The organism is Oceanimonas smirnovii ATCC BAA-899 (genome assembly GCF_000381965.1).
Classification (GTDB): Bacteria; Pseudomonadota; Gammaproteobacteria; order Enterobacterales; family Aeromonadaceae; genus Oceanimonas; species Oceanimonas smirnovii.
The window spans coordinates 44342-58973 of the sequence record NZ_KB908471.1 but is presented as its reverse complement, the minus strand read 5'-3'; the positions used below and the strand labels follow the sequence as shown (position 1 = coordinate 58973).

Annotated in this window: 14 protein-coding genes; 9 read left to right on the top strand and 5 right to left on the bottom strand. The window is 56.7% G+C overall.

Going from position 1 to position 14632, the window contains the following annotated elements; translation table 11 throughout:
* Positions 1-48 precede the first annotated feature (48 nt).
* The gene (gene uraD, locus G364_RS0115270; RefSeq protein WP_019936010.1) at positions 49-564 is read right to left on the bottom strand and encodes a 2-oxo-4-hydroxy-4-carboxy-5-ureidoimidazoline decarboxylase; all 516 of its coding nucleotides are present in this window, start codon (positions 562-564) and stop codon (positions 49-51) included.
* Positions 564-1484: an allantoinase PuuE gene (puuE, locus tag G364_RS0115265; RefSeq protein ID WP_019936009.1), complete on the bottom strand. Its 921-nt coding sequence runs from the start codon at positions 1482-1484 to the stop codon at positions 564-566. Before puuE ends, uraD begins: the two co-directional genes overlap by 1 nt.
* 362 nt (positions 1485-1846) lie before the next feature.
* On the opposite strand from puuE, the gene uraH reads away from it, so the two are divergent.
* Positions 1847-2200, top strand: a complete 354-nt coding sequence (gene uraH, locus G364_RS0115260) for a hydroxyisourate hydrolase (RefSeq protein ID WP_014293620.1) — start codon at positions 1847-1849, stop codon at positions 2198-2200.
* A gap of 99 nt (positions 2201-2299) precedes the next feature.
* The gene (locus tag G364_RS0115255) at positions 2300-3643 is read left to right on the top strand and encodes an NCS2 family permease (RefSeq protein ID WP_019936008.1); all 1344 of its coding nucleotides are present in this window, start codon (positions 2300-2302) and stop codon (positions 3641-3643) included.
* A 62-nt stretch (positions 3644-3705) separates the two neighbouring features.
* On the opposite strand, the gene G364_RS0115250 is transcribed toward G364_RS0115255, so the two are convergent.
* Positions 3706-4041, bottom strand: a complete 336-nt coding sequence (locus G364_RS0115250; RefSeq protein ID WP_019936007.1) for a DUF3461 family protein — start codon at positions 4039-4041, stop codon at positions 3706-3708.
* A 196-nt stretch (positions 4042-4237) separates the two neighbouring features.
* Between G364_RS0115250 and G364_RS0115245 the strand changes: the two genes are divergently transcribed.
* The gene (locus G364_RS0115245) at positions 4238-4483 is read left to right on the top strand and encodes a hypothetical protein (RefSeq protein WP_019936006.1); all 246 of its coding nucleotides are present in this window, start codon (positions 4238-4240) and stop codon (positions 4481-4483) included.
* A 48-nt stretch (positions 4484-4531) separates the two neighbouring features.
* Here the strand turns inward: G364_RS0115245 and G364_RS0115240 are convergent, their stop codons facing one another.
* Both G364_RS0115240 and G364_RS0115235 read right to left on the bottom strand, forming a co-directional pair.
* Positions 4532-4936 carry a DUF3461 family protein gene (locus G364_RS0115240; protein ID WP_026344942.1) on the bottom strand — a complete coding sequence of 135 codons (405 nt, stop codon included), beginning with the start codon at positions 4934-4936 and terminating at the stop codon, positions 4532-4534.
* Positions 4937-5127: 191 nt separating this feature from the next.
* The gene (locus G364_RS0115235) at positions 5128-6453 is read right to left on the bottom strand and encodes an aldehyde dehydrogenase family protein (protein ID WP_019936004.1); all 1326 of its coding nucleotides are present in this window, start codon (positions 6451-6453) and stop codon (positions 5128-5130) included.
* A 143-nt stretch (positions 6454-6596) separates the two neighbouring features.
* Between G364_RS0115235 and G364_RS0115230 the strand changes: the two genes are divergently transcribed.
* The 6 genes from G364_RS0115230 to G364_RS0115205 all read left to right on the top strand — a co-directional run bounded on the left by G364_RS0115230 (position 6597) and on the right by G364_RS0115205 (position 14575).
* Complete coding sequence (locus G364_RS0115230; protein ID WP_019936003.1) at positions 6597-8372, top strand: SulP family inorganic anion transporter; 1776 nt, start codon at positions 6597-6599, stop codon at positions 8370-8372.
* A gap of 131 nt (positions 8373-8503) precedes the next feature.
* The gene (locus tag G364_RS0115225; RefSeq protein ID WP_019936002.1) at positions 8504-9484 is read left to right on the top strand and encodes an AAA family ATPase; all 981 of its coding nucleotides are present in this window, start codon (positions 8504-8506) and stop codon (positions 9482-9484) included.
* A 3-nt stretch (positions 9485-9487) separates the two neighbouring features.
* Entirely contained in the window at positions 9488-11227 is a 1740-nt protein-coding gene (locus G364_RS0115220) for a cobaltochelatase CobT-related protein (protein WP_019936001.1), read from the top strand.
* Positions 11228-11538: 311 nt separating this feature from the next.
* Positions 11539-12552, top strand: a complete 1014-nt coding sequence (locus G364_RS0115215) for a TRAP transporter substrate-binding protein (protein WP_019936000.1) — start codon at positions 11539-11541, stop codon at positions 12550-12552.
* Positions 12553-12618: 66 nt separating this feature from the next.
* Complete coding sequence (locus G364_RS0115210) at positions 12619-13239, top strand: TRAP transporter small permease (protein ID WP_019935999.1); 621 nt, start codon at positions 12619-12621, stop codon at positions 13237-13239.
* Positions 13232-14575 (top strand): TRAP transporter large permease, encoded by a 1344-nt coding sequence (locus tag G364_RS0115205; RefSeq protein WP_019935998.1) that lies wholly within the window; start codon positions 13232-13234, stop codon positions 14573-14575. Before G364_RS0115210 ends, G364_RS0115205 begins: the two co-directional genes overlap by 8 nt.
* Positions 14576-14632 lie beyond the last annotated feature (57 nt).

The following is a 14632-nucleotide window of genomic DNA, read 5'->3' as shown; positions in this document are numbered from 1 at the left end:
TGCAGAGAAGAAGATGAAAGGCGAGGCAGAACGCCTCGCCGGTCGGTATTACATATCGCTCAGACGGAACATGGCGATTTTGTTGATTTCTTTAACAGCGCGATCAAACTCGGTGTCGTAATCATTGTGAATGCGCTCTTCAAACGCCGCCAGGATCTGGTGACGGTTGGAGCCCTTCACCGCCATGATGAAAGGAAACTGGAATTTTTCCTTATAGGCGTTGTTCAGGGTGGTGAAGCGCTCAAACTCTTCAGCGGTGCACTCGCTGATGCCGGCACCAGCCTGCTCATTGGTGGAGGCTGCGGTCAGCTCGCCGCGCTGGGCAGCCTTGCCGGCCAGATCCGGGTGAGCATTGATCAGATCGAGCTGAGCCTGTTTATCGGCGTTGTTCATCACGCTGCTCATGCGGGCATGCAGTTGTTCAATCTCGTTATCGGCCTCAGTCAGGCCCTGATCATAAGTTTGCTCTGCCACCCAGGGAGAGTGCTCGTAGATGTCGGCGAAAGTTGTTACGAATTCGTCGCGGCCCATGGAAGCGGGCTTGCAGGTCTTGAACAGGCTCATTATTTGTTTCCTTTGTAGGGGTGGTGCTCATGCCAGTGCTTGGCAATGTCGATGCGGCGGGTAAACCACACCTTATCGTGGCTGCGGGCATACTTGATAAAACGCTCCAGACCGGCCATACGGCCCGGACGACCCAGCAGACGGCAGTGCATGCCGATGGACAGCATCTTGGGCGCTTCGGCACCTTCTTCGTACAGTACGTCAAAGGCGTCTTTCAGATACTGATAGAATTCTTCGCCGTTGTTATAGCAGCCCTGGCCAAAGCGCATGTCGTTGGTGTCCATCACATACGGAATCACCAGGTGGCCCTTGCCATTGTTGTCTACCCAATAAGGCAGATCGTCACCGTAGGAATCGGAGTCATACAGAATGCCTTCGTCTTCCATTACGATTTTGCGGGTGTTGGGGCTGTCACGGCCGGTGTACCAGCCCTGGGGACGCTGACCACAAACGCGCTCAAAGATTTCCATCGCCTTGTGATAGTGCTCGCGCTCTTCTTCTTCACTCATGAACTGATAGGTGATCCACTTGTAGGCGTGAGAGCAGATCTCATGACCTTCTTCCATGAATACCTTGGCAATTTCGGGATAGCGCTCAATGGCGGTGGCCACGGCAAAGATGGTGAGCGGAATGTCGTAGCGCTTGAACAGACGCAGCAGGCGCCAGACGCCGGCACGGCTGCCATATTCATAAATGGATTCCATACTCATGTGACGAGTATCAGGAAAAGCTACCGCTGCCGGCATTTCAGACAGGAAGGCTTCAGACTCACCGTCGCCGTGCAACACGTTGCGCTCACCACCCTCTTCGTAGTTCAGTACAAAGTTAATAGCAATACGGGCATCACCGGGCCATTTGGGGTGAGGCGGGTTGGCGCCATACCCGACGAGGTCGCGGGGATAGTCTTTATTTTGGCTCATCGGAAAACTCCTAAAAAACAACGGGTTACTTGCCGGGCATGAAAGGCCTGGCAGCGAGAGTTTGACGGTCGTCACAATCTTCCCATTGTATACAATAAAATCAACTTATGTAAATGACTGGTTTAGTTTTTGTATCGGAAGCGGCTCGCAATTCTTGCTTTGCGGCGATAAAGCAAAGACAATCGGTAACGGATCAAGATAGACACATTGAAAAATGTGATTCAGCACTCATAAAAACATCTCTTGATGTTAAAACAATGTAGACGCGCTGGTTATCTTGATGTAAAAATACTTCTACCGGCGTTGATCGTTGGTAGTACCTTGGACTTTGAAGACGCAGTAATGCGCAAGGTAACTTGAAAATGGGAAGACTGACTACACACGTACTCGATACTGCCAAGGGCCTGCCCGGCTCCGATATCAAGGTTGAACTGTATAAGGTAGACGGCGAGCAAACCACGCTGATCAACACCGTTTACACCAACCATGACGGCCGTACCGATGCGCCCATCCTGGAAGGTGCGGATTATGTTGCCGGCAAATACCAGCTGGTATTCCACACTTCTCCTTATTTCAAGAAACAAGGTATTGAACTGCTTGAGCCGGCATTCCTGGATGACGTTGTTATCCGCTTTGGTATTGCCGAAGGCGAAGAGCATTATCACGTACCCCTGCTGATCTCGCCCTACAGCTACTCTACCTATCGCGGTAGCTGAGTAAGCTAAAGGGTCGCAGACGGCTCCTGCCCATGCCACCGGCTCAAGGAATGACCGATGGCATGGGTAGTCTGCAAATTACCCATGAGGACTTCCGGTATGGAACACGCCAAGCACGAGCCAACCTCTCAAGCACTCCCGGCATCTTCGGGACTTCTGGACAGACTGTTTAAACTCAGCGCGCACGGCACCACAGTGAAAACCGAGCTGGTGGCTGGTCTGACCACCTTTATTACCATGGCCTACATCATTTTCGTCAACCCCAACATCATGTCTGCATCGGGCATGGATGCGGGTGCGGTGTTTGTGGCCACCTGCATCGGTGCCGCCGTGGCCACCCTGTTTATGGGGCTTTATGCCAACTGGCCGGTAGGCCTGGCCCCGGGCATGGGGCTGAACGCCTTTTTTGCTTTTACCGTGGTCGGTGAAATGGGTTACAGCTGGGAAGTGGCACTGGGTGCCGTGTTCTGGTCCGGCATTATTTTTACCGCCATGAGTTTCTGGAAAATTCGTGAGTGGATTCTGGACGCCATTCCTGAGTCTCTGCGCTATGCCATGACCGCCGGTGTGGGCTTGTTCCTTGGCCTGATCGGCCTGAAAACGGCAGGCATAGTGGTGCCCAGCGAAGCCACCCTGGTCACTCTGGGTGATTTTACCAATCCCAATACCTGGCTGGCCGCCGCCTGCTTTCTGATTATTGCCACCCTGGCCCACCTGCGGGTATTTGGTGCCGTATTGATCGGCGTGCTGGGTACGACCCTGATTGGTCTGGGCATGGGGCTGGTGGAATATAACGGTATTTTTGCCGCCCCGCCGAGTCTGGCCCCTACCCTGTTCAAACTGGACATTATGGGGGCGCTGGATATCGGCATGATCACCGTGATTCTGGCCTTTTTGTTTGTGAACATGTTTGATACCGCCGGTACCCTGATGGGCGTGGCCGAGCGGGCACAACTGCGCCGTCCTGACGGCACCATTGAAGGCCTGAAAAAGTCACTCAAGGCCGACAGTGCTTCGTCGGTTATCGGTACATTTGTGGGTTGTCCGCCGGTTACCAGCTATGTCGAAAGCTCAGCGGGTGTGGCTGCAGGTGGTCGTACCGGCCTGACCGCCGTGACCATAGCGGCGCTGTTTTTGCTGTCTATCTTCCTCGCCCCGCTGGCCGGCATGGTGCCCGCCTATGCTACCGCCGGTGCGCTGATTTATGTGGCCTTTGTGATGATGAGCAGCCTGGCCAACATTGACTGGAACGACTACACCGAGCTGGCTCCGGCGGCACTGACCGCCCTGATGATGCCGCTGACCTTCTCCATTGCCAACGGCATTGCCATGGGCTTTGTGGCCTATGCAGTGCTGAAATTGGCCACCGGTCAGGCCGCCAAGGTGTCCGTGGGGGTTTATGTTCTGAGCGTGATTTTCATCGCCAAATTTATTTTTATGTAAGCCCTGGTGATGGAAAGTAAAAAGCCACCGCTCGCGGTGGCTTTTTTATTGGCTTTGTTCCGTCATACCAGCCGGCTCATACGCCGGCGCAATTCATTCATTTTATCGTTCATCACCTGCTCAAAGCGGCCCAGCTCCAGCAGCAGCCGCTCTCGTGAACTTTCCTTGCCCAGCAGCTGCTCCAGCTCTTCAATGGCATTGTCCAGGGTGTGGGCTACTTCCCGGTTGATCACCTTGGGAAAACGAAACTTGAGGCTGTCGGGCAGGCAGGAATCGGGGGCACGCTCAAACCAGATTTTGAGCTCTTTATGGGCGTCACCGTCGCACAGACGAAAACGGCTGATTTGCTCCAGATCTTCAATGCCCATGGCCGCCAGAGTGGAATAATTCTGTGTCATGACAACTTTCTCCACACAACTTGATCACAAAAAATTAACCTGAAGGCTATGCACTTTCTTACAGCATCAATAGAGCCAGTTATTAAAAGTGTTGAGACCAGCTGGCCCTACAGAGAAGGTGCAGCTGGTGCTAATACCGGCCTGACGCTCTTCATAGAGTGGGGCTAACAATACTGAAACAAGACAAGGAGCCGTCATGGCCGCACAACCTCTTACTCTGGAATTGAACCCAGAACTTGCTGCTCTGTTTGAGCAATATGAAGCCCTGACTCATGTCAGTGCAGAGCAATATGTGCAGCAGCTGGTGGAAAAGACACAGCCCACTCTGGCTGCCATGGTGGCCGCATTGCAGGAAGCCGGCGACGATGAAGCCGCGGTCATGGAATTGTTTGGCAAAAAAATGGCCGAGTCCATGCTGCGCCAGCAGCAGGCTCAGGCCTGAGCATTCTCATTTGTCACCCCCGCTAAGGCGGGGGTCCATTGTTGCCTGTTATTTCAGTGCTTCAATCTGACGACGCAGCTCGTCCAGCTTGTCTTGCATGACCCGCTCCATATGCTCCAGATCTTCCAGTAGCTGCTGCTTGGTGCTGGCGGTGGCGTCATCGGATGCCACTTCTTCGCCCAGCAACTGATGCAGTTCACACAGAGCCTGGCGCAACACCGGGCTGGTGTCTTCCAGCTGGTGCCATTGCTCGGTTTTCTGAAACTCCATCGGCCCCAATGATTTGGGACGGGCAAAAGTAAACTTTTTGCTGCGCGACAATAAGGAGCCTTTGGGTCTGTGATAGTAAATCTTGAGTACATCGGCACGCCCTTCACGGCGCAGCTGATAGCGGCTGATATTGTCAAAAGACGTGATGCCCATCTGGGCAAGAGTAGGATAGGAATGGCTCATTGCTGCTCGCTCAAAAGTAGATGACTCAACATCACTCTGCCGGTCAGGCAGAATACACTGTTGCTTAAACCTTTCTTCCTTGAGCAGCACCGGCACAAATTCGAGCGGAGCTGGCAACAGGCCGGGTATGGTAGCCCGGCCCGGCTTCAACAGACAGGGCCAGTTTTATCACCGCATTAGAACCAGTGAGCTCAGGCCGAGACCAGCACGGTTTTAGTGCGGCAAAACTCCTTGAGCGCCGGTCGTTGCTCCGGCTCGGAATAAGGCGGCCAGTGCCGGCCATGATAAGGATCAGGGTTAACCCGGCACACATCAAAGGGCAACGTGCGCGCCAGCTGCTCTCCCCGGGCACGATCCCTGGTCCAGATCGAGGCCACGCCATCAGTATTCAGATCATGGCAGAGCGCTGTCATGGCGGCCTCATCCGCCACCCGCAGCACGCCACAGAATGGCCCTGCCGGCCAGGCCGGGAACAGCGTCTGAGCTGGCTTGTCGCCCTCAATTAAGGTAGCCGGATAATACCAGCCCGGCTCATCGGGCATCACGCCGCCACAACGAATGCGGCCACCTTGCCGCTCGGCCTCGCGCAGCTGACGCTCCAGCCATTCCCGCTGTCCGCTTTTAGCCAGGGGGCCGATATCGGCAGCAGGATGACCGGGTTGTCCGGTTTCCAGATGAATCAGCCTGGTGGCAAGTTGCTCAAGAAACGCATCGGCCAGTGCCGGCGTAATCAGCACGCCTCCCTCACTCTGACGCCAGCTGGTGCGATAACGAAAACAGCTGTTGAGCACCGACTCCACCGCCGGCTCCAGCTCGGCATCATCCAGGATCAGCTGTACATTGGCCCGCGCCAGATCCAGCCTGACCGGCTTAAGCTGAGCCCCGGCCAGCGCCGCCATGGCCGCACCGCCTTTGTGCTCACCACTGTAAGCCAGACCGGCAATGCGTGAGTCTGCCACCAGGGCAGCAACCTGCTCTTTGGAGATACGCAGGGGCGTTACCAGGCCTTGCGGCAAATCCGCATCAGACAACAGTTGTTCCAGCAGAGTAACAAGCCGGGATAAGTGCCCGGCAGGCTTGAGCAGCAGGCCATTGCCGGCCATTAACGCCGGTGCCAGCAGCCGAAAGCATTGCCACAGCGGTGCCGGCCCAGCGGTGAGCGCCAGCATCAGCCCGATGGGCAGCTGGCTTATCTGGCTGCGTGCCGCCGGCAACATGGCCTGGCCATGAGCGGCAAAGTGAGTGCATTCTTCGGCGCAGCGCTCTATCTCGCGCAGGCAATCGGCCAGCAGGGTGCCGGTTTCATGGCTCAGCTCGCGGGCCAATGACTCACGTTTTTCCGATAGTGTGGATGCCAGCCTGAACAATAAGGCTGAACGCTCGGCAGGCACCGTCTGCTGCCAGGCCTGGGTAGTCTGGAATGCCCGGCTGAGGCGATGCTCCAGCTCAGTCTCACTTAAACAGGCATGATGGGCCAGCACACGGCCAGAGCTGGGGTCAAAGGAAACAAAAGTCATCACACGGCTCCTTGTGCAGGGCTCACCGCGCCCTCGGTAATAAAATCGGCTGGTATACTAAGTGCTGCGACAGACGTTAATAAAAGGTTAACGGGCCTGCAAAGGCCAGTTGTTCGTGCGCTATGGAACCAGGGAGGATATTTATGCCCGAGCCAAAGGCCGGCGGTTTTTCACGTGTGCAGCGTTTGCTGCCTTTTCTGGGCTGGTGGCCCATGGTCAATGGGGCCAGCCTGCGGGCCGATGCTCAGTCGGGCCTGACCAATGCGATAGTGGTGCTGCCTCAGGGCGTCGCCTATGCCCTGATTGCCGGTCTGCCGCCGGAATACGGCCTGTATGCCGCCATTATTCCCGCCGTGATCGCCGCCCTGTTCGGCTCGTCCTGGCATTTGATCTCCGGCCCCACTGCGGCCATGTCGGTAGTGGTATTTACTTCGGTCAGTCCGCTGGCGGAGCCGGGCACCAGCACCTTTATTGCACTGGCGTTAACGCTGACGCTGATGAAAGGAGTGTTTCAGCTGGTGCTGGCCCTGGCGCGGCTTGGGGTGCTGGTGAATTTTGTGTCTCAGTCGGTGGTCATTGGCTTTACCGCCGGTGCTGCCGTGGTGATCGCCTCCAGTCAACTGCCGGCGCTGCTGGGTATCAGCATAGAAAACAGCGGTAATGTCACCGGCACCTGGTGGCAGCTGCTGCAGCACGTGCAGGAAGTAGACTATTACACCCTGTCGGTGGCGCTGTTTACCGTGCTGGCCTGTGTGCTGATAAAACGCTGGCGGCCGCGCTGGCCCAATATGCTGCTGGCCCTGGCACTGGCCAGTGGCCTGGCGGTATTGATAGATCCGGGGCATGAACACATTGCCCTGGTGGGAGCCATTCCTTCCGGGCTGCCACCCCTGAGCCTGCCCGACTTCAGCCTGTCCAGCATCAGCGCGCTGGCACCGGGGGCGCTGGCCATTAGTTTGCTGGGGCTGGTGGAAGCCGCCGCCATTTCCCGCGCCATTGCCAGCCGCTCGCATCAGCGGCTGGACGATAATCAGGAATTTGTGGGTCAGGGCTTATCCAACATAGTGGGTGCCTTTTTTTCCTGTTATGCCTCGTCGGGCTCTTTCAGCCGCTCCGGCATCAACTACACCTCCGGTGCCCGCACGCCCATGGCGGCCATTTTTGCCTCGGTTTTTTTACTGCTGATTGTGCTGTTGTTTCCCGGCATTACCACCTGGCTGCCGCTGCCGGCCATGGCCGGCTTGCTGCTGGTGGTGGCCTGGAACCTGATCGACTTTCGTCATATTCGGCTGATTGTACTGGGCTCGCGCTCCGAGACAGCGGTGCTGGCCGCCACTTTTGCCGCCACCCTGCTGGTTGAGCTGGAATTCGCCATTTATACCGGGGTAATACTGTCGCTGGTGTTTTACTTAAAGCGCACGTCCACGCCGCGGGTGGTGTCTATTCTGCCGGACCCCGACAGCAAGCATCCGCTGTTTGTTAACGCGGAACGCCGACGTCTGCCCTATTGCCCCCAGCTGCGCATTATTCGCATTGAAGGCTCGCTGTTCTTTGGCGCGGTGAACCATGTGCAGGAAGATCTGCAGGCCATTCGTGAGCCCCGCCTGCTGATTGTGGGTAACGGCATTAACTTTATCGATATGGTGGGGGTCGACATGCTGGTGCAGGAAGCCGAACGCCGCCGCGCCATGGGGGGCGATCTGTATCTGTGCAACCTGCGCGAAGGCGTCATCCGGTTTCTGCTGCGCAATAACCGGCTCGATGAAATTCGCCGGGACCATGTGTTTATTAACAAGGGCCAGGCCATTCACCGCATTTATGATCAGCTCAATGCCGAGGTGTGCCGCACCTGTACCGCCCGCATTTTCAGAGAGTGCCATATTCATCCGCCGGGGCAACCCGAAGCAGGCGGAGGCTGATCAACCGCACAAGCTGCACTTAGCTGCAGCTCGCCCACTGGCTGCATGGCCAGACCGCAACTGGCCCTGTTCAGGCTGATGATGAAGGTTAGAGTGTTAACACTTTGTTACTTTCAGCCGGAACCAGAGCCATGACCGATCTTCTTCACGACCATCCCAGCCAGCTGCGCCCGGTGCGCGAGCTGTTCAGTCTCGATATAGACATGCAGGTGCCGGTATTTGAGCACAGAGACGAACATGTACCCGAGATTGATCCCAACTATTGTTTTAATCCGGATGTGACCCTGGCCATTCTGGCCGGCTTTACCCGTAACCGCCGGGTACTGTTGCAGGGCCTGCACGGCACCGGTAAATCGACCCACATTGAGCAGGTAGCGGCCCGTCTTAACTGGCCCTGCGTGCGGGTCAACCTGGACGGCCACATCAGCCGCCTGGATCTGGTGGGCAAAGACACAATCGTGCTGGAAGAAGGCAAGCAGATCACCCGTTTTCAGGAAGGCATAGTGCCCTGGGCACTGCGCCGGCCGGTCGCGCTGATCTTTGACGAATTCGATGCCGGCCGCCCGGATGTGATGTTCGTGATCCAGCGCATTCTGGAGCAGGACGGCAAATTCACTCTGCTCGATCAGAATCAGGTGATCAGCCCCAACCCCCATTTCCGGCTGTTCGCCACCGCCAATACGGTGGGCCTGGGTAATGTGACCGGCCTGTATCACGGCACTCAGCAGATTAACCAGGCCCAGATGGACCGCTGGAACATAGTGGCCAAACTGGACTATCTGCCCCGGGAAGATGAAATCAGCATTATTCAGGGCAAGGTGCCCCGCTATAACGATGCCCGCGGCCATGAACTGATCAGCCAAATGGTGGCGGTGGCGGAGCTGACCCGGGCCGGTTTTGCCGCCGGCGATCTGTCCACCCTGATGTCACCGCGCACTCTGATCGCCTGGGCCGAAAATACCGAGATCTTTCACGATGCGGCGCTGGCATTCCGGCTGTCGTTTCTGAATAAATGCGATGAAGCCGAACGGCCGCTGGTGGCAGAATATTATCAGCGCTGCTTCGATCAGGAGCTGGCCGAGCCGCAAGCCCTGCAACTGACGGCAGTCTGAACCATGGCTGATTCTACTCACGCTCAGGATCCGGCGGCAGCTTCCCGCCGCCAGCAACGGCTGGAAGAGCTGTGCGCGGCGCTGATCAGAGCGCAGTCGGCACAACGGGAAGTGCGCTACCGGGGCCACCGGCTGGAATGGCAGGGCAAGGCCTGTCCGCTGCGTGCTCCGCACCTGCAGCTAGATGCACAACAGGACGACTGGGGCTCATGCCGGGGCGTGGCTGATGCCATTGCTCTGCGCCTGCGCCATCATGATCCCGAATTGCACCTGAGCCTGCTGCCTGAGTCTCCGGTGGCCCGGCTGGTGTTTGAGTTGCTGGAGCAGCTCAGGGTCGAGTCTCTGGTGCCCGCCCATCACCCCGGCAGCCGCCGTAACCTGCATTATCGTTTCAGCGTCTGGAGCAACCGCTTTCTGGCCTCGGGCCAGACCGAAAGTCACTTGGGGCTGCTGCTGTTTACCCTGTCGATGATGAGCTGGGTCCAGCTGGGCGGTGGCCCCATTGATGAAGGCACCGAGATGCTGATCGAATCGACCCGCATGTTTTTGCTGCGGGAAATCGGCCAGCCCTTTGGTCGCATGCGCCGCCATCGCGATGATCAGGCCGCCTTTGGCGAGCAGGCCCGGGCCATTGCGCTGACCGTGAACGGCCTGATTGACGATCTGCAGCAACAACTGGCCGACGATGAGCAAAGTAAAGAGGCACTGGAGGAAATCAGCCAGCGCTTTGGCCTGCTGCTGGATGTTGATGGCGACGGCGAGGAAGGAGTCAGTGTTGCCGGCACGGGATCACCCAGGAACAGTGACGCTGAGGCCGGTTATCGCATTTTTACCAGCCAGTACGACAAGGAATGGCGGGCAGACAAGAAGGTACGGCCCGAGCTGCTTATCCGGCTGCGCCATCAGCTGGATGAGCGCATTCGCGAGCAGGGTCTTAATGTTAATGGCCTGACCAAAAAACTGCGCCGGCTGCTGGCCCGGCCCGAGAATGACGGCTGGCGCTTTGGCGAGGAAGAAGGCCTGCTTGATGGCCGCCGGCTGGCTACTCTGGTCACCAGCCAGGCTGATCACCGTGTCTTCAAGCAACCCAGGAATGAATGGCGGGCCAATGCCGCTGTGACCATTCTGGTGGATAACTCCGGCTCCATGCGTAACCACATGGAGCATATCGCCATGCTGACCGATTTACTGGTGCGGGGGCTGGAACGCACCGGTGCCCGCACTGAAGTGCTGGGCTTTACTACCGGTCACTGGAACGGCGGCAAGCCTCTCAAAGACTGGCAGCGCCGGGGCCAACCAGCCAATCCGGGGCGTCTTAACGAACGTTGCCACCTGATTTACAAAAATGCCGATACCTCCTGGCGTCGGGCCAGAGCCAGCCTGGCCGCCCTGCTCAAGGGCGATATGTTTCGTGAAGGACTGGACGGCGAAGCCTTGCTGTGGGCAGAGCAGCGGCTGCTCGCCGAGCAGGTGAACGAGCGTATTCTGCTGGTGATCTCCGATGGCTGCCCCATGGATACCGCCACCCGCCAGAGCAACGAGCAGGATATTCTCGACAGTCATCTGATGGCGGTGGCCGGCCGCATTGATGCCGATCCGCGCATTCGGCTGTGCGCGCTGGGCGTGGGGCTGGATCTGAGCCGCTATTACCGCCACAGCCAGCTGCTGGATCTGGAGCAGGCACCAGACAACCCCATCTTTGATGAAATTCTGGCCCTGCTTTCAAGAAGCATACGGGGCTGAACATAAATACAGACAGCCTGCTCTTCACTGCATTATAATTAACAACTTTTTTACAAAAATATCAATTAAGTCTTTGATTTTAATTAACTTTAATTCTGGACCCAGCAGCAAAATACAAGTGGCCCTAGCCAATTTAACAGCCTCAATCAAAGATATTGTCAGGCTTTAAGGAAAGCCGGACACCTTAACCGGCCGCTCAGCCTCTTCAGGAGCGAGCGGCACATTGAACCAGTCTGCGGAGTGCAACAACTCCGGCTATCACGGAAGGTAAACGCCCGGTCTCACCGGGCCACACAACTGGAGCAAATACCATGATATTCAAGCAGCGTTTTGTGAAATCCCTGTCTCTTGCCCTGTGCCTTGGTGCTGCCATGGCCAGCCCTCAGGTTCTGGCAAAGACCTTTCGGGTTGCAGTGGGTGATGGTGCCGGCGGCACCCAGCATGAACTCGGCAAAGCTTTTTCCAAACAGCTGAAAGAGCGCACCGGTGGCAAACACGACACTCAGTTATTTCTGAACGGCCAGCTGGGTGATGAACAGGCCACGGTTAACGACGCTTCCATGGGGTTGCTCGACTTCTCCATTCTGGCCATTAATAACGTGACCCCCTTTTCACCCTCTGTGGGCGTGCTGACCCTGCCCTACATGGTGCACAGCCTGGACGATGCGGTCACCCTGACCCAGGGTGAAGTGGGCCAGCAGCTGGTAGACAACACCATTCGCGATGCCGGTGTGCGCATTGTGGGCTGGGCTTACTCGGGCTTTCGTGTGCTGACCAACTCCAGCCGTCCGGTGTCCAGCCTGAACGATCTCGACGGTCTCAAGATTCGAGTGCCCAACAACGAAATCATGATCGATACCTATCGCGCCTGGGGCATCAACCCCACCCCCATGGCCTGGTCCGAAACCTTTACCGGCCTGCAGATGGGCGTGGTAGACGGACAGGACAACCCCTACATTACCGTGTCTGCCATGAAGTTTGATGAAGTGCAGAAATACATCACCAACATTCGCTATCTGTTCTCCATTGAGCCGTTGATCATGTCGGAAGCCGTGTTCCAGGAACAGCCGAAAGAGGTGCAGCAGGCCATTCTGGCTGCCGGCAAGGCCGCCACCGAGCACAGTGCCCAGTGGCTGGTGGCCCAGGAAGAGCGCATCAAGAGCGAACTGGTGAGCAACGGCATGGAAATCAGCGAGCCCGCCAACGGCGAAAAAGAGTGGATGGATAAGGCAGTCAGCCAGGTCTGGCCCAAGTATTACGACCTGGTGGGAGGCAAAGACAAGCTCAATCAAATCCTGCAATCGCTGGGCCGAGACACCCTTTAATCACCCCGCTATCACTGCCTGCCCCCGATATTATCGGGGGCTGTGTGCATCAGGGAGGAGCCGGCCATGTCTATTGGCATCATTATCTACCGTGTTATCGACAATATAGAGCGTGTTATCTGCAGCACGCTCCTTGCCACCTTTGTGGTGATTCTGTTTATTCAGATTGTTTCCCGGCAGCTGTTTAACCACTCCATATCCTGGAGCGAGGAGCTGTCTACCTACATGTTTGTGTGGTTTGTGTACTTTGGTGCCAGCTATGCCACCAAGCTGGCCGCGCACAACCGGGTGACCTTTCAGTTCAAACTGTTTCCGCCCAGGGTCGCTGTCTACAGCGAGGCGCTGGCCGATCTTATCTGGGTGGGCTTTAACAGCTATTTTGTCTGGCTCAGCTATGACTTTGTCTTTAATAAAATGAACCTGTTCTGGAAGTCCCAGACCCTTGGATTTCCGATGAAATATGTTTACGTCATTCTGCCCGTTGCCTTTGCGTTAATGACCTTCCGCATTCTGCAGGTGAACTACTACAAACTGGTCAAGGGCATTGATATTCGCGATCCCGAGTCGCTGGAAGTAGCAAAGCTGATGGACTCGGCAGAGCAGCAGGCAAACAGCAAACCGGTAGCTGACAAAGAATCCCGGTCCCCCACCCAAGGACGAGTCAAAGCGGGAGCGCATCATGGTTGAATCATCCGTCGTATTAATCTTGTTCGGCAGCTTTCTGGTTCTGCTGCTGCTGGGTGCCCCCATCAGTGTGTCGCTGGGAGTGTCGGCGCTGGCATCCTTTCTGTATCTGGGTGAAAACCCCATCAAATTTGTGCAAATTGCCTTTACCTCCGTGGGCTCCTTTCCGTTAATGGCGCTGCCCGCCTTTATTCTGGCCGGTGCCCTGATGGAGGCGGCCGGCATCTCCAAACGGCTGGTGGATCTGGCGGAAAGCTTTGCCGGCCCCTTTACCGGCGGCATGTCGGCCGCCACCGTGATGGCCTGCATGTTCTTTGGTGCCATTTCCGGCTCGGGCCCGGCCACTACCGCCGCCGTGGGCATGCTGATGATTCCGGCCATGATCGACAGAGGTTATGGCAAGGGCTATGCCTCTGCCATTACTGCCTCTTCCGGTGGCCTTGGCGTGGTAATTCCGCCCTCCATTCCCATGGTGATCTTCGGCATTTCCGCCATTGGCCTGATGGCGCCGCCGGAAGCGGTAGCCGAACATGGCCAGTTTCAGTCGGTGTCCATTCCCAAGCTGTTTATCGCGGGCTTTTTCCCCGGTCTGGTGCTGTCTTGCGGCCTGCTGACCATGAACTACTTCCTGTGCAAGAAGCAGGGTTACAAGGGCACCACCGACGGCTGGTCCGGTGCCAATATTCTGACCATGCTGCGCAGAGGCACCTGGTCGGTGCTGGCCCCCATTGTTATTCTGGGTGGCATTTACAGTGGCCTGTTCACGCCCACCGAGTCGGCCATTGTGGCCATCTTCTACACCCTGTTTATCGGCTTTTTTGTGCACCGGGAGCTGAAGATAAAGGACGTGCTGCGCTCGCTGGAAACCACCACCTGGCTCACCGGCCGCGTGCTGCTGATCCTGTTTACCGCCACCGTCTTTGGCCGGCTGCTGGTAGAGAACCAGATTCCGGCCATAGTGGCTTCCTCCATGCTGGAGCTGACCAGCAATATTTATCTTATCTGGGCGCTGATTATTTTCTTTCTGCTGTTTGTGGGCATGTTTATGGAGACCCTGGCCGCCATTCTGATCCTGACGCCGGTGCTGCTGCCGGTGGCCTACAGCCTGGGCATTGATCCGGTGCACTTTGGCATTGTGGTGGTGTGCTGTCTGTCGATTGGCTTTCAGACGCCGCCCCTGGGTGAGAACCTGTTTATTGCCTCGGGCGTCTCGGGAACCTCCATTGAAGAAATTTCGGTACGGGCTCTGCCCTTTGCCCTGACCTCGGTGACCGCCGTGTTTATTATTGCTTTTGTTCCGGAAATTACCCTGTTCCTGCCAAGGCTGCTTGGCTACTAGTATCCGGTAACCGAATACCGGCCTGATCATTATCAATGAATTATTCAGGCCGGCACT

Coding starts and splice junctions, on each gene's coding strand:
- G364_RS0115225 (WP_019936002.1), top strand. CDS start 8,504: ATGACCGATCTTCTTCACGACCATCCCAGCCAGCTGCGCCCGGTGCGC.
- uraH (WP_014293620.1), top strand. CDS start 1,847: ATGGGAAGACTGACTACACACGTACTCGATACTGCCAAGGGCCTGCCC.
- G364_RS0115255 (WP_019936008.1), top strand. CDS start 2,300: ATGGAACACGCCAAGCACGAGCCAACCTCTCAAGCACTCCCGGCATCT.
- G364_RS0115215 (WP_019936000.1), top strand. CDS start 11,539: ATGATATTCAAGCAGCGTTTTGTGAAATCCCTGTCTCTTGCCCTGTGC.
- uraD (WP_019936010.1), bottom strand. CDS start 564: ATGAGCCTGTTCAAGACCTGCAAGCCCGCTTCCATGGGCCGCGACGAA.
- G364_RS0115205 (WP_019935998.1), top strand. CDS start 13,232: ATGGTTGAATCATCCGTCGTATTAATCTTGTTCGGCAGCTTTCTGGTT.
- G364_RS0115220 (WP_019936001.1), top strand. CDS start 9,488: ATGGCTGATTCTACTCACGCTCAGGATCCGGCGGCAGCTTCCCGCCGC.
- G364_RS0115235 (WP_019936004.1), bottom strand. CDS start 6,453: ATGACTTTTGTTTCCTTTGACCCCAGCTCTGGCCGTGTGCTGGCCCAT.
- G364_RS0115230 (WP_019936003.1), top strand. CDS start 6,597: ATGCCCGAGCCAAAGGCCGGCGGTTTTTCACGTGTGCAGCGTTTGCTG.
- puuE (WP_019936009.1), bottom strand. CDS start 1,484: ATGAGCCAAAATAAAGACTATCCCCGCGACCTCGTCGGGTATGGCGCC.
- G364_RS0115245 (WP_019936006.1), top strand. CDS start 4,238: ATGGCCGCACAACCTCTTACTCTGGAATTGAACCCAGAACTTGCTGCT.
- G364_RS0115240 (WP_026344942.1), bottom strand. CDS start 4,936: ATGAGCCATTCCTATCCTACTCTTGCCCAGATGGGCATCACGTCTTTT.
- G364_RS0115210 (WP_019935999.1), top strand. CDS start 12,619: ATGTCTATTGGCATCATTATCTACCGTGTTATCGACAATATAGAGCGT.
- G364_RS0115250 (WP_019936007.1), bottom strand. CDS start 4,041: ATGACACAGAATTATTCCACTCTGGCGGCCATGGGCATTGAAGATCTG.